The following is a 13,626-nucleotide window of genomic DNA, read 5'->3' on the forward strand; positions in this document are numbered from 1 at the left end:
AAATTTTACTATACGAAAGGGTTGACCCTCAAAGTGGGCTTAGGTATAATCGAACATAGTGCAAATGAAAATCATTATCAATACCGATAATATCATCTATTTGTCAAACTATTTAACTATTAAACAGATAAGGAACAACTCATGAAACTAAAATATTTGTCCCTAGTTCTAATAGTATTCTCATTTATATCTTTGTTTATAGGCGTAAAAGACATTTCACCTTTGGATCTTTTTTCGCTTACGGAATCTCAGATACAGACTCTGCTAGTCAGCCGGATTCCACGCTTAGCTGCACTGATTATAGCTGGTGTAAGCATGAGTATTGCCGGATTAATTATGCAGCAATTATCACGAAATAAATTCGTTTCTCCCACTACGGCGGGCACGATGGATTCCGCGAAATTCGGTATTCTCGTGTCCCTGATGCTGTTCACAGGGGCGACACCGATGCAGAAGCTGCTCGTTGCTTTTGTTTTTGCCCTACTAGGAACATTTATATTTATGAGAATCTTAGATCGGATCAAGTTCAAGGATAGTATTTTTATCCCGCTGGTCGGACTCATGTTCGGGAACATTGTAGGCTCGATTACTACATTTTTTGCTTACAAAAATGATTTGGTTCAGAATATCTCGTCTTGGATGCTTGGCGATTTCTCAACGATTATTAAGGGTCAATACGAATTAATCTATATCAGTATTCCACTTGTCATTCTCGCGTATGTTTTCGCCAATAAGTTCACCGTTGCCGGTATGGGGGAGGATTTCTCCGTCAATCTCGGTATGAACTACAAAGCGGTAGTGAACGTAGGATTGGTGATTGTAGCGTTAATCTCTTCAGTTGTTATTTTAACCGTAGGTACGATTCCATTCCTGGGTCTTGTTGTACCTAACATAGTAACGCTATACATAGGCGATAACTTGAAAAAAAATCTGGCGCATACTGCCATTCTAGGTGCGGTGTTCCTCCTGTTCTGTGATATTCTGGGCAGGCTCATTATATATCCATACGAAATATCCATCAGTCTCACGGTAGGCGTCATCGGAAGTGGTCTATTTATCTACTTGCTGATGAGAAGAAAGGCGAATTAGTGATGAAGACGAAACTAACTATATTATCCTTAAGCGCTGTTGCTCTCATCGTCTTGTTTATGACCTATCATGTTATGGGAAATTGGGATTATGTTCTACCCAGTCGGGGGAGAAAGCTGGCGGCCATCTTAATTACCGGAGCGGTGATAGCTGTCTCTACCGTAGTTTTTCAGAGCATTACGAACAATCGGATTTTGACACCTAGTATTCTGGGGCTAGACTCTTTGTACATGTTGATCCAGACGTTCGGTGTATACGCCCTAGGCTCATCAAATATGACGTTTATGAATAAAAATGTGAATTTCTTGTTCTCAGCTTGCATCATGGTTCTGTTCTCAGGTGTGCTGTATAAGCTAATGTTCCGCAGAGAGGGTCAAAACATATACTTCCTGCTGCTCGTAGGACTTATTATGGGGACGATGTTCCAGAGTGCATCTTCTTTTATGGAAGTGCTCATTGATCCGAATGAATTCCTGATTCTACAAGGAAAAATGTTCGCCAGCTTCAACAACGTCAGCAGTGATCTACTGATATTGTCTACAGTTGTTCTAGCGCTAACTACGCTGTATTTCATGCGATTTGTGAAGTATTTAGATGTTATTTCTTTAGGAAAAGATGAAGCCATTAACTTAGGGATCAATTATGACTATGTAGTCAAAAGGCTGTTAGTTATTGTATCCATCTACGTTTCGATATCAACGGCTTTAGTAGGGCCGATCACTTTCTTGGGTTTATTAGTAGCCAATGTGGGGCATCAGTTGTTCCGTACGTATAAGCATTCCTATCTGATTCCCGGCACGATTTTGCTAAGTATTATAGCGCTTGTCGGGGGACAGTTTCTAGTTGAACGTGTGTTTGGATTCACTACTACGGTTAGTGTAATCATTAATTTTGCAGGTGGCGTCTACTTTGTCTATCTGCTGTTAAAGGAGAATAAGTCGTGGTAGAAGTTAAGCATGTAACCAAGCGTTATGGCGGAGTTACCGTCGTTGACGATGTGTCTTTATCCATTAAAAAGGGTACTATTACCTCGTTTATCGGCCCAAACGGAGCTGGTAAAAGCACGTTGCTTTCCATGATCAGTAGACTTATCTCCAAAGACGCGGGAGAGGTACTGATCGAAGGGAAGGAAATTAGCAGCTGTAAGAGTAATGAACTTGCTCGTAAAATATCGGTACTAAAGCAGTCCAATCATATCAGCGTACGTCTTACCGTGAAGGAGCTTGTTTCTTTCGGAAGGTTCCCTTATTCACAAGGGAAGCTCACACCTGAGGATCGAGGGTTCGTTGACGAAGCGATTGCTTACATGGACCTTCAAGAGATGCAGGATAAATATATTGATCAGCTTAGCGGTGGACAACGTCAGAGAGCGTATATTGCGATGGTTATGGCTCAGGACACTGAGTATATTTTGCTCGATGAACCACTCAACAATCTGGATATGAAGCATTCTGTACAAATTATGAAGGTGTTACGCCGATTGGTAGAAGAGAAGGGCAAGACGATTGTGCTCGTCATTCATGATATTAATTTCGCTTCTTGTTACTCTGACTACATTGTAGCGCTCAAGAATGGGCGGGTAGCTTCATCGGGTACGGTGGATGAAATTATTGATACAGCAGTGCTTAGGGATGTATATGACATGGATATCCCTATAGAAACAATAGGTGGTCGTAAAATTGGTGTCTATTTTTAAACAAGACTCCGCTTATATTTCGGAAATTATTATGACGTAACGCTAGAAGTGATAGGCGCCAGCTTCTTGACGTATACGCGAATAATTCAAATAGCTTGACTATAAATTATAGGGGTGAATATTTTGAAGAAGAACGTATCTTTACTAATTATGACAGTGTTTCTTGCCGTAATCTTGGCGGCCTGTGGCTCCAATAATGCAGCAACTTCAGATAATAATACAGCAGCGGCAGGCAATACAGAGGCTAACACTGCACCGAATACAGAATCCAAAGAGCTTACTATTAAGCATGAACTTGGAGAAATTACGATTAAGACTAACCCGCAGAAAGTGGTTGTATTTGACTTCGGTACACTCGATACTTTGGATAAACTGGGCGTAGAGGTGACTGGAGTGCCTCAAAGCAATGTACCCTCTTATCTCTCTAAATATAGCGATGCCAAATATGAGAATGTCGGTGGTTTGAAAGAGCCTGACTTCGAAAAAATAAATAGTCTTTCTCCTGATCTGATCATCATTTCCGGCAGACAGCAAGATTCTTATGATGAATTCAGCAAAATTGCACCTACATTGTACGTTGCTGTAGATAATGCGAATTACATGGAATCCTTCACGAAAAATGTGAAGACGCTGGGCCAAATTTTTGGCAAGGAAGCTGAAGTAGAAGCTGAGCTTGCGACTATTACTGACTCCGTTAAAGCTCTGAATGAGAAAGCTAAAGCGGATGGTAAAAAATCTCTTATTATTCTTGCCAATGAAGGAAAAATCAGTGCTTATGGTTCAGGTTCACGTTTTGGTATTATCCATGATGTATTCGGATTTGCACAAGCGGATGATAAAATCGAAGTATCCACTCACGGTCAAAGCGTATCTTACGAATATGTAGCCGACAAGAATCCCGATTATCTGTTCGTAGTAGATAGAGATGCGGCTGTGAAGAGTGATGGCAGCAAATCTGGCTCAGCGAAGGATGCGGTTGAGAACGATCTCGTGAAGAACACGAATGCTTTTAAAAATGGTAAAATCATTTACCTAGATCCTAACTACTGGTACTTGTCCGGTGGCGGTTTAATCTCTGTTAGCGAAATGCTCAAGGAAGTTGAGGTTGTTCTGTAAGCAGAGTAACCTGGGGAATTGAATGATCAATGAATATTCAGATAATTATTAACAAGCCTGTTGGCAGGAGTTAACCTCCTTGTCAGCGGGCTTTTTTTCGCATTCTTCCATAGAAATACTGGTATATTCATACTAGTTGCTAAATTTAGCTGTAACTTTTTATGCGAGTATACGTGGTTAGGTTAAGGGGGGAGTGCATGAAGCGAAATTCACTGGATGAAATATATCAGATGTATGTGATGGATATTTACCGCTATTTGCGCTCCCTTTGTGGTGATCATCACGCGGCCGAAGATTTAATGCAGGAGACCTTTTACCGTGCTTATTTATATTTGGAGGATTGTAAAGACGAGAAGATTAAGCCGTGGTTGTTCCGTGTCGCGTACAATGCCTTCGTAGATTATAAGCGGAAGGAAGGACGCAGTACTGTTCAGAGTGAGGATTTTTTTAAACAGCTCGCCCATCCAGATACCACGGAAAGCACACTGCTTCGGCAGGAACGTTGGGAAGAGATGAGGATTGCGATAGGTGAGCTACCGGACAATCAGAGGCATGCACTGCTACTACATGATTTTCATGGTCTTAGTTATCTGGAAGCATCGGATATTATGAATGTGGGTCTGTCCCAATATAAGATCTTAATCTTTCGAGCTAGACAGAAGCTGCGTGAAGCAGAGCGGAGGAGGAAGGAACATGAGTGAGGAGTTCAAGGAGAAGTTAAGAAAGTACGGCGAAGGTACCCTTGCTGACGAGGATAGGGATGAAGTGGAGCGTGAGTTAGAGAAGATGGAAGCTTATCAGGCTTATCTGGATGAACTCATGGGTGAAGAAAAGCAAGCTTCAAGTGAGGATAAGAGCATAAAATTCGGAAAGAGTAAAAGAAACAGACCTGGCAAGGAAAAAAAGATCATCCGCCGTGGAAAATGGAGAGCTCGTATATCGAATACTTTAACGGTAATCTCTGCGTTCTTAATATTCATGATTATTTGCAGTTTTATCACTGCGATATTTTATGGTACTGGGGAGAGAGTAGAGAAATACCGTGATGTTGTTTCTTCCGCTATTGCTGTCTCACAGCCGAATACGATTGTACATTTGAGCAGTGGTACCGGTCCATTTTTTAGTATGAATCTGACAAGTAAGATAGAGAAACAAGTGGGAGATGAAAAAATTACTGTTGGAGATTATTCCATGAAGCTTTTATTTGGATGGGCTAGACTCTACAACTATTCATGGACGAATGAAAGTAGAGGTGGTAGATATTATTTTGTGTATCCACAGGGGGAGCAGTCTGCTACAAATAGTATGACTGATAACAGTGAGTGGGAGAGGCTTAAGAAGCTCCCGGAAGGAACAGTAGCAGAGGCTTACTTGTCTTTTAACCAATTATTTACGACAGATGAGTTGTTGAAGAAGTTTGAACCTAAGAATCTTCAGCCTTTGTGGTTTGCGGCAGATACAGGCCCACGGACACGAATTAATGACCCATTAGGATTTCCATATATGCCAATTTGGCATGATGATGATATGAAAGTGGTCCAGGAATCAAAGGAAAAGCGAGGATGGTTCGGAGGGGTGACTAGCCGATCGAGTAGTTCTCCTTCTGTTGAGTCCTATGGGGATGGTGAACTGCGTAATGCGAACTTCCTCAAGACGCTGCACTTGATGCAAGAGTATAAATCCATCTCCAAAAGGGTGATTCCATTTATTGATCTGGATGATTCCATTAGTTATATAGAGAAGAATGGAGTTAAGCTCTATGGAGCTGTTGTAACCGGTCCGGTGAAAGAACTGCTCAAGCTGAAGGAAGAAACCTGGGTCAGCGATATGCGTGTTGGGGAAGTAAGACTATGGAATTGGCGGGATAGAGAGAACTAGCGGCGGAGCGGAAGAAGTCACAGAACTTGCTTCTCGCTGAAGCAAATCGTACAATTATTTGAATATTAGATTTATGGATATGTGTGATAACCAAAGTTGAGTATGATAGATTAGGAGCTGAGATTTATGAAAGTAGGAGTCGTATCTGATACACATATGTCAAGAATGGCCAAGTCTCTGCCAAAGGCACTGATTGAAGAGTTTAAAAATGTGGATTTAATCTTGCATCTCGGTGATTGGGTGAGTATGGGAATCTATGATTTACTGTCAGAACTAGCACCGGTAGAGGGGATTGCTGGAAATAATGATGGCGATGAGATCATTGCGCGTTTCGGAGAGCGCAAGATCATTACCCTTGAAGGAATCCGGATTGGCATGGTACATGGACATACGCCACATTCCCGTAAAGGAACGGATGGGAACGCACTGCTTGCTTTTGCGAATGATGAGGTGGATTGTATTCTCTTTGGTCATTCACATCAGCCCTTGCTAAGAGAGGAGAATGGTATCCTGCTATTTAATCCAGGTTCTCCTACAGATAAGCGGCGTGAGAAATTGTATTCTTTCGGAATTTTAGATATCGAAGCGGGTAAAGTTAGTGCCCGGCATGTGTTCTATGAATCAAAGGAATAAGGCTCAATTGTCCAAATCATTCGGCGTTCTCTCCATGGTGAACGGCTCGGTAACCATTTACAATGAGGTTAAAACGGGCGAAGCCGGAAAGTGAGCGCTGATGATGAACAATTATCGAATAGAACGAGTGGTTCTGGATGATTTAGAACGGCTCATCCCATTATTTGATGAGTATCGAGTATTTTATGGAGCAGCCTCAGATCGGGAAGGTGCACGCGCCTTCTTAGCCGACAGACTAAAGCTGAATGAATCTGTGATCCTTATGGTGGTTGAGGGGAAAGGCGATGAGAAACGCGCGCGGGGCTTCACACAGCTCTATCCTTCTTTTTCATCGGTTACGATGGAGCGCCTCTGGATCCTGAATGATTTGTTCGTTACTGCAGAAATCCGAGGGCAAGGGCTAGGTGCTATGCTACTGGAAAGTGCTAGAGATTATGCGGTCTCTACGAATACGAAGGGCTTATCCCTGACAACGATGACAGAGAATGTGCTGGCGCAGCGGTTATATGAAACGCATGGCTACATTCGGGATGATGAATTTTTTACCTATAACCTTTTTTTCTAAAGCAGCTAGAGAGAAAGACGAGTAAGGGGCGTTAAAGTGGAAACAAGTCATAAGTTGGCAATCTTTTTTGACCTCGATGATACGTTGTATGATCATCTGGTACCATTTAAAGAAGCGGTACGGGAAGTGCTCAGCCCAGATGAGAGTAGTCTGGACTTTGCGGAATTATTTTATAAAGTGAGACATCATAGCGATGTGTTGTGGCCGATGTATTTGCGCGGTGAGATTCCGCTTGAAGAGACGAGGGTGCGCCGTTTGGAGCTTGCTTTTGCCGAGTATGGTTTGCAGATTGATCGTGATCAAGCCACAGCGGTTCAAGCGGCATATATTGGACGTCAATATACGATTCAGATGATTGATGGCGTGCGTGAGCATCTTGAACGATTTATTGCGGACGGTCATAAGGTAGGTATTATTACGAATGGACCGAAGGATCATCAGATGAGTAAGATTCGTGGACTAGGCTTAGATCAGATTATTCCCGAGGACATGATCTTTATTTCTGATGCTGTAGGTCTTGCTAAACCGGACCCAGAAATATTCATACACGTAAACCAAAAGACGGGTACTTTAGCGGACAATTCGCTTTATATAGGGGATACTTGGGCTAACGATGTAGTTGGAGCACTTGCGGCTGGATGGAAGGTTTGCTGGTACAATCCGAGAGGCAGACAACCGGCTACGGATCATAAGCCTAGTTATATTTTTACTAATTATAAGGAATTTGGCGAGCTTCCTCTTGTGTGAGAGAACAAGTCCTCCAGAGATATTAGTAAGCCATGCGAGAGAAATCTGCGCATGGCTTTCATTTTTTTATAACTAATTTCCAGATAGTTGGATGCCGCGCCACCCGCTTACATCGCATTGTCCATGTTCGTTGTTACCCACAGCAACCACCGTACCGTCCGATTTAAGACCGATGGTATGAGTGCAACCTGCCGCTATAGCCACAATATTATGCCAGCCGCTTACATCGCATTGGCCTTCATGATTTCGACCCGCAGCAATCATCGTACCGTCCGATTTAAGACCGATGGTATGAAGGTAACCCGCCGCTATAGCTACTATGTCATGCCAATCACTTACATTGCGTTGGCCATACCGATTATTACCCACAATTGTCACCGTGCTGTCCGTTTTAAGCCCGACGGTATGCCAATCACCCGCTGCAACTGCTACTATATCACGCCAGTCACTTACATTGCATTGGCCTTCATTATTTCGACCCACAGCAACCACCGTGCCATCCCATTTAAGCCCAACGCTACGACGCCAACCCGCGGCAACCCCCACAATACCAGCCCAGCCGCTTACATCGCATTGGTCGTACTTATTCCAACCCACAGCCGCCACCGTACCATCTGATTTAAGCCCGATGGTATGAGCATTGCCGGTATGAGCATTACCCGCCGCAACCGTTATCATATCGCACCAGTCACTTACATCACATTGGCCATATTTATTATCACCTACAGCCGTCACCGTGCCGTCTGATTTAAGGAGGGCGGTATGACGATAGCCCGCCGCTATGGAAGGTAGGGGTTTCACAAGGTTCATAAATCTCGCTCCTTCTATCAAAAAAAGCTTGCTCCCTAGAAAGCCAGCTTCGGCTCAATGGGACAAGCTTTTTTCGTTTACTCTGCGAAGCTGTACGTTGGATCTGTCAGGTTCATTCTTTCTTTTATGCCTTTAGTTGCATAGATTTTGTTGTCGTCGGTAATAAAGAAAGCTTCAACATCATCAGGTAAAGATTCAAGATATTTCATGCCCTCCTCGATTCCCATCAGGAATACCCCAGTGGATAAGGCATCCGCATCTGTTGCATTCGGGCTCATAATGGTAAGGCTTTTGAGACCGTTCTGTGAAGGATATCCTGTGCGTGGATCAAGGATATGATGGTAACGAATATTGTCCTGCATAAAATACCGTTCGTAAACACCAGAAGCATCGATGACCTCATCTGAGATTTTAATGGTTCCTAGCTGTGTGCCACGGCTTTGATCTGGATCCTGCAATCCGATATTCCATTCCGTTCCGTTTGGCTTCTTACCGAGAGCAATAATACTGCTGCCTCCGAGGTTAATCATAGCGCTATTTAGACCTTGCTCTTTCAAATAATCAGCGATACGGTCAGCAGCATAACCTTTACCAATGCCGCCCAGATCTAGCACCATATTTTCCTTCATCAGCTTTACAGTTTTCGCAGCTTCATCAATTTCAACGTCCTTGTAATTGGTTAGGCTCTTCGCTTTATCAATTTCAGCTTGGGGAGGGACCTTATCTCCACCGCTACCGATATTCCAAAGATCGATTAACGGACCGATTGTAGGATCAAATAGCCCGTCCATTTCCTTTGCGTATTGTATGGATTGTTTAATTACATCCAGGGTCTCGTCAGAAACAACAACCGCTTCTTTTCCTGCTGCCTGATTGACTGCGTAAGTCTCTCCACCTTCTTTGGTGCGGCTAAGCTCCATATCCATTCGCTCCAGCATCTGCTGGATATCATCCATATTTTTCTGTTCTACTGTAGCACCGAACACTTTGATATTCACAACAGTGTCATAAATATAAAAGGTTTGAGAGAGAGACTTTTCCTCTCCTTTTCCGGATGTTGTTGCGCTACCCGTAGTTCCCGCTGTTTTATCGTCCTTATCCTTAGTAATTAGCCAAGCGCCGACAGCTATGAGGGCGATGACGATTACAACGAGGATCAGCGTCGTTTTTTTGTTCTTGAACATATTCCACCATCCATAAAGTTAGTTTCTAAAACAAAACACATTATTTATATCATACCCCAGATAACAAGTTGATGGAAATTAATTTCATGACACATTTAGGGATATAATCGGGCGACATAGAAAAAAGCCCCGAATCCTGATTCGGAGCGGTGCTACAGATTTAGAAGTAAACGATGCTACTTAATCGAGCATATATTCACTATATTTATTCTTGCGAGGATTTAATACGAAGAGGATACCCTTGGCATATCCGCTAACAGCTTTGAAATTCCATTTTAGAGTTGCTTTAGCCGTCAGACAAGTCAGTGTCCAGATCAAGGCAGCATAATTCATAAAAGGAGCTTTACGCAAGTTGAGCAGATAGTAGTGGTTGATGGCGGTAGCATTTGCTACAACGCCTGCCTTATCGCGAGAGCCTGGCGACTCATGATGGATGATTTTCATGGCGGGATTAATCACAAGCTTGCCATAGCGGCTGGCCAAATGAGACAAATAAATATCTTCGGCTATGGAATAGCTTGTCATCCATGGATAGGGTTTAATATCACGTAGTGCCGAGCGCCGGAAGGACATATTGCAGCCGTGAAAAAAATCAGTTTCAAATACATGCTTCTTCTCTCCCCAAAGGAATTGCGAGCCTGCAAACATACTTGCCGACAATCTGCCTGGTGATCCGGACATTTGTCCGGTTAGCATACCGAATAGCCTGCTTGGCATGCTACTATGTATGCCTTTGGCTACACCACCTACACCAACTATGGAATCATCGGCTGCATAAGTATCTAGCAGTCGTCGAATATATAAGGAGTCATCTAACTCTGCATCGTCATCTAAGTTAAGCGTAATTTCTGCATGGATCAGTCCTAGCGCTTCGTAACGGGAAAGCCAGAGACCAGGCTTAGTTTTGCGATGATAATGCAGTTTAGCTTGCGGTAATCCAGTTAGTATTTCACGATAATAGGCTAATCTGTCCTCAGGGATCTCACCGTCGTCCACAATCCATAGCTCGATGGAGATGTCCTCAAGCTGTGTCTGCTTGCCAATGGACTCTATGCACACCGTAAGGTCGTCGATTCGGTTACGGGTAGGAATCACTATAGATAGATCATACATATCTTGAATCTCCCTTCAGGACTTCTTTCGTCCGCTAATCTGAATGTAGTCTTCCGGCGAAATGGTTACCTTGATTCTATCGTTCCTGATGAAGAGCGTATATACCACTTTCGTATACTTTTAGTTGGGGTTCAGGTCTAAAGAGATTATTTGAAAATAAAAGTTAAGTTTGTATTTTTCGGTTTTTAACTATATAATAGTAAGCGACGAATATTTAGTTATCAATCTTATTCAGCAGTTACAAATGAACAATAATATTAGGAGGTTTTTTTCATGAGAATAGATATTTGGTCCGATTATGCGTGTCCATTTTGTTACATCGGTAAAAGACGTTTGGAGAATGCACTGAGTCAATTTCCGAACCGTGATCAAGTAGAGGTGGTATTCCGTAGCTTTCAACTAGATCCACACGCAGAGGTGAGTACAGATAAGAATATTCATGAGCTGTTGGCTACCAAATACGGAATGTCTATCGAAAAAGCAAAAGCAATGAATGCTCAGTTAGCTGAGCAAGCACAAGATGTGGGATTGGAATTCAATTTTGATACAGTGAAGCATACGAATACTTTCGACAGCCACCGCCTGAGTCACTTTGCAAGCTCAAAAGGAAAAGGTGCAGAAATGTCCGAACGTTTGCTACGTGCCTACTTTACGGATTCATTGAATCTTGGAGACCGCAGTGTACTTGCTACACTTGCTGCCGAGGTAGGGCTGGATCAGGCAGAAGTTGCGGCAATGCTGGAGACAGATGCTTACACAGCTGAAGTGAACGGCGATATCGAGGAAGGAAGCCGTCTTAATATTACCGGTGTACCATTCTTCGTGTTCAACAATAAATATGCGTTATCTGGTGCACAGCCAGGACCTGTATTTACAGAGGTGTTGGATACCGTGTGGGCGGAGGAGCAAGCAGGACCAACGCTACAGGTGGTTGGCAATGGAAAATCCGAAGTATCCACGGATGATGGCTGCGCGGACGGATCTTGCAATATATAAAGTTCGTATAGTGTGAAGAAGAAGAGATGGAGAAGTTTCCATTTCTTCTTTTTTTAATTCCGAAACTCTGCTCTGTTTTACACACTACAAAGACAAGCGCCCCCGAATCTATACGGGAGCGCTTGTCTTTTTATGATGTGTTTATCTAAAAGAAGTGATAAAGCTTGTGAACAAGGTGCGGACATCGTACTGATGTTGATTGATTGGCTCGATAGGCCGGTTAATGCCGAGCAATGTGTATACTGCAGTTCTTGCTGCTCGGATAGAGTATTCTTCCGTGAATACAACATCATCTGGAATTTCGCAATATTGGCCAACGAAGGCAAGGTTAGTGGAGCCTTCAGGAACTACTTTAGGTCGGTCACTATTTAATCTAGGCATGAATTGTGAAGTGATATAAGGCATCATACATGGAATACAATTAGCAGTTGCCATGATCTCGTCCTTATGTTCTTCGAAATGAAGATGACCGATTAATTCTTCCATAATTTCTTCACCGGTACATTCGCTCATTTTCTTCTTCACGAAGTCTCCTACGTTGTCAGGGTACAAACCGTAACCCCAGAATACTTTTACATGTTCTGGTTGATTGCGGAAATGCGGTTGGAAGGCTAAGACAACGGACATTAACCAGCTTGAATCTTTAAAGGTAACCAATGCGCCAGTACCCGCACGATTGCGAGTGAATTTCTCCATAAGATCGAAGAATTTGGAATCTTGGAAGGTCACGGTAAAGGACTCCCATTTCGAACCATCGATATGATCATCGAAGGAGGATGGATTGCCGAGACCTGGTTTTTTGGCAGCGATGTTCTCCCATAACTTCCATGAGCTACCCTTCCCATTGAGACGTGGGGCAGAGGTCATGGATCCAAGGCTCGATCCTTCAGTCATGGAGCCGTTCGTGACGATTACGATATCGTCTTCGCTTATGTTAATAACGTCTGGGACACCTTGGCGCAGGACGTTCATTTGGGTTACGGTAATGCCATCTCCGTCTTTGAACTGCAGGTCAGTTACTGTACATTTCAATGTAAAGTCTACACCAAAGCCTTCGAGATATTTGTGCATTGGTAAGATGATGGAATCATACTGGTTATATGGAGTGCGGGTTACGCCTTCCAGGGTTTGAATTCTTGGGAACTCATGAACGAAGCGAATCATATATCGTTTAAGCTCTACCGCGCTATGCCAAGGTTGGAAGGCGAAAGTAGTAGCCCACATATACCAGAAGTTCGTGGTGAAAAAATGTGGACCAAACCAGTCGTTAATCCGAGCTTTTCCCATTTTTTCTTCCGGTGTAATAATCAATTTACCCATCGCAAGCCGGTCAGCCATATCGAAGCCCATGGATAATACATCTTCCACCTCACCGTTGCGGTTAACGAGTCTAGCGTTAGCATGTGTTGGATTGGCGGTATCGAATTCTATAATCTCTTCTCTAACGGATTTCTCAGGATGGTCGAGGGAGGGAATCGACATGAGTAGATCCCATGTATTCTCATAGGTCTCATCGTTGAGCATCCGGCCACCGCGAATGACATAACCGTGCTCAGCGTCACCTGCGCCGTCGTTGCTGCCACCGAGAATCTTCATCTCTTCAATAATGTGAATGTTCTGTCCCGGAAAGTCACAGTCTCTGACCAGGTAAGCCGCGCCCGCTAAGGATGCAATTCCGCCACCGACAAAATAAACCTGTTTATTACCGTACTCTTTTTTCACAATGGTCGCCTCCAAGTTGTTGTTGAAATAATCACATTCTTAATGTAAACCAACTCCAATTTTGAAGGTATAATCAA

General features: G+C 43.3%; 14 protein-coding genes. 10 read left to right on the forward strand and 4 right to left on the reverse strand.

The features are described 5' to 3' along the window. The first annotated feature begins 141 nt into the window (after positions 1 to 141). The 9 genes from MKX60_RS25675 (at position 142) to MKX60_RS25715 (ending at position 7,724) form a co-directional block, all read left to right on the forward strand. Positions 142 to 1,089: an ABC transporter permease gene (locus tag MKX60_RS25675; RefSeq protein WP_341061370.1), complete on the forward strand. Its 948-nt coding sequence runs from the start codon at positions 142 to 144 to the stop codon at positions 1,087 to 1,089. A gap of 2 nt (positions 1,090 to 1,091) precedes the next feature. Continuing rightward, positions 1,092 to 2,036: an iron chelate uptake ABC transporter family permease subunit gene (locus MKX60_RS25680; protein WP_042125012.1), complete on the forward strand. Its 945-nt coding sequence runs from the start codon at positions 1,092 to 1,094 to the stop codon at positions 2,034 to 2,036. Then, the gene (locus MKX60_RS25685; RefSeq protein ID WP_076284118.1) at positions 2,030 to 2,785 is read left to right on the forward strand and encodes an iron ABC transporter ATP-binding protein; all 756 of its coding nucleotides are present in this window, start codon (positions 2,030 to 2,032) and stop codon (positions 2,783 to 2,785) included. The genes MKX60_RS25680 and MKX60_RS25685 overlap by 7 nt, the downstream gene beginning before the upstream one ends. Positions 2,786 to 2,908: 123 nt before the next feature. Continuing rightward, on the forward strand, positions 2,909 to 3,901 hold the full coding sequence (locus MKX60_RS25690; protein WP_306035189.1) for a siderophore ABC transporter substrate-binding protein: 993 nt from the start codon (positions 2,909 to 2,911) through the stop codon (positions 3,899 to 3,901). Positions 3,902 to 4,098: 197 nt separating this feature from the next. Beyond that, positions 4,099 to 4,602, forward strand: coding sequence for a sigma-70 family RNA polymerase sigma factor (locus MKX60_RS25695; protein WP_341061371.1), 504 nt, complete (start codon positions 4,099 to 4,101; stop codon positions 4,600 to 4,602). Further along, positions 4,595 to 5,779, forward strand: coding sequence for an anti-sigma factor (locus MKX60_RS25700; RefSeq protein WP_341061372.1), 1,185 nt, complete (start codon positions 4,595 to 4,597; stop codon positions 5,777 to 5,779). The genes MKX60_RS25695 and MKX60_RS25700 overlap by 8 nt, the downstream gene beginning before the upstream one ends. A gap of 126 nt (positions 5,780 to 5,905) precedes the next feature. After that, positions 5,906 to 6,412, forward strand: coding sequence for a metallophosphoesterase family protein (locus tag MKX60_RS25705; protein ID WP_341061373.1), 507 nt, complete (start codon positions 5,906 to 5,908; stop codon positions 6,410 to 6,412). Positions 6,413 to 6,512: 100 nt separating this feature from the next. Then, positions 6,513 to 6,977, forward strand: a complete 465-nt coding sequence (locus MKX60_RS25710; protein ID WP_341061374.1) for a GNAT family N-acetyltransferase — start codon at positions 6,513 to 6,515, stop codon at positions 6,975 to 6,977. Positions 6,978 to 7,013: 36 nt separating this feature from the next. Continuing rightward, positions 7,014 to 7,724, forward strand: coding sequence for an HAD family hydrolase (locus MKX60_RS25715; RefSeq protein ID WP_076298250.1), 711 nt, complete (start codon positions 7,014 to 7,016; stop codon positions 7,722 to 7,724). A 72-nt stretch (positions 7,725 to 7,796) separates the two neighbouring features. Here MKX60_RS25715 and MKX60_RS25720 read toward each other — a convergent pair whose 3' ends face one another. The 3 genes from MKX60_RS25720 to MKX60_RS25730 form a co-directional block, all read right to left on the reverse strand. Further along, entirely contained in the window at positions 7,797 to 8,534 is a 738-nt protein-coding gene (locus MKX60_RS25720; protein ID WP_341061375.1) for an RCC1 domain-containing protein, read from the reverse strand. Between the two features lie 77 nt (positions 8,535 to 8,611). Next, on the reverse strand, positions 8,612 to 9,718 hold the full coding sequence (locus tag MKX60_RS25725; protein WP_076298248.1) for an FAD:protein FMN transferase: 1,107 nt from the start codon (positions 9,716 to 9,718) through the stop codon (positions 8,612 to 8,614). Positions 9,719 to 9,898: 180 nt separating this feature from the next. After that, positions 9,899 to 10,831: a glycosyltransferase family 2 protein gene (locus tag MKX60_RS25730; protein ID WP_341061376.1), complete on the reverse strand. Its 933-nt coding sequence runs from the start codon at positions 10,829 to 10,831 to the stop codon at positions 9,899 to 9,901. 273 nt (positions 10,832 to 11,104) lie between these two features. On the opposite strand from MKX60_RS25730, the gene MKX60_RS25735 reads away from it, so the two are divergent. After that, positions 11,105 to 11,827, forward strand: a complete 723-nt coding sequence (locus tag MKX60_RS25735; protein ID WP_076298246.1) for a DsbA family oxidoreductase — start codon at positions 11,105 to 11,107, stop codon at positions 11,825 to 11,827. Positions 11,828 to 11,968: 141 nt separating this feature from the next. Here the strand turns inward: MKX60_RS25735 and MKX60_RS25740 are convergent, their stop codons facing one another. Further along, on the reverse strand, positions 11,969 to 13,549 hold the full coding sequence (locus tag MKX60_RS25740) for an oleate hydratase (RefSeq protein ID WP_076284125.1): 1,581 nt from the start codon (positions 13,547 to 13,549) through the stop codon (positions 11,969 to 11,971). Positions 13,550 to 13,626 lie beyond the last annotated feature (77 nt).

Origin of the sequence: Paenibacillus sp. FSL R5-0914 (genome assembly GCF_038004525.1) — a bacterium.
Classification (GTDB): domain Bacteria; phylum Bacillota; class Bacilli; order Paenibacillales; family Paenibacillaceae; genus Paenibacillus_AQ.

Bases quoted from the DNA above. Each gene is read 5' to 3' on its own strand.
- MKX60_RS25675 (WP_341061370.1), top strand. From the start codon at position 142: ATGAAACTAAAATATTTGTCCCTAGTTCTAATAGTATTCTCATTTATA.
- MKX60_RS25680 (WP_042125012.1), top strand. From the start codon at position 1,092: ATGAAGACGAAACTAACTATATTATCCTTAAGCGCTGTTGCTCTCATC.
- MKX60_RS25695 (WP_341061371.1), top strand. From the start codon at position 4,099: ATGAAGCGAAATTCACTGGATGAAATATATCAGATGTATGTGATGGAT.
- MKX60_RS25700 (WP_341061372.1), top strand. From the start codon at position 4,595: ATGAGTGAGGAGTTCAAGGAGAAGTTAAGAAAGTACGGCGAAGGTACC.
- MKX60_RS25705 (WP_341061373.1), top strand. From the start codon at position 5,906: ATGAAAGTAGGAGTCGTATCTGATACACATATGTCAAGAATGGCCAAG.
- MKX60_RS25710 (WP_341061374.1), top strand. From the start codon at position 6,513: ATGATGAACAATTATCGAATAGAACGAGTGGTTCTGGATGATTTAGAA.
- MKX60_RS25720 (WP_341061375.1), bottom strand. From the start codon at position 8,534: ATGAACCTTGTGAAACCCCTACCTTCCATAGCGGCGGGCTATCGTCAT.
- MKX60_RS25725 (WP_076298248.1), bottom strand. From the start codon at position 9,718: ATGTTCAAGAACAAAAAAACGACGCTGATCCTCGTTGTAATCGTCATC.
- MKX60_RS25730 (WP_341061376.1), bottom strand. From the start codon at position 10,831: ATGTATGATCTATCTATAGTGATTCCTACCCGTAACCGAATCGACGAC.
- MKX60_RS25735 (WP_076298246.1), top strand. From the start codon at position 11,105: ATGAGAATAGATATTTGGTCCGATTATGCGTGTCCATTTTGTTACATC.